Annotated in this window: 1 protein-coding gene; it reads left to right on the top strand. The window is 56.2% G+C overall.

What is annotated here, in order from left to right; translation table 11 throughout:
- Positions 1–13: 13 nt before the first annotated feature.
- Positions 14–265: deaminase (locus SB719_RS20610; RefSeq protein WP_412159808.1), on the top strand; the 252-nt coding region annotated here is incomplete at its 3' end.

Here is a 265-nt window from a genome sequence, read left to right as displayed (position 1 = left end):
GCGCCGCGCTTTTATAACCGGAGTTTTCTTTTTGTCTGAAGTCGAATTTAGCCACGAATACTGGATGCGTCACGCGCTGACGCTGGCGAAACGTGCCTGGGATGAGCGGGAAGTGCCGGTCGGCGCGGTATTAGTGCATAACAATCGGGTAATCGGCGAAGGCTGGAACCGCCCGATTGGTCGCCATGATCCCACCGCACATGCAGAAATCATGGCCCTGCGGCAGGGTGGTCTGGTGATGCAAAATTATCGTCTGATCGACGCC

It is taken from the genome of Pantoea sp. SIMBA_079 (genome assembly GCF_046940275.1).
Lineage (GTDB): Bacteria > Pseudomonadota > Gammaproteobacteria > Enterobacterales > Enterobacteriaceae > Pantoea > Pantoea borealis.
This window is presented reverse-complemented; position numbering and strand designations above follow the sequence as displayed.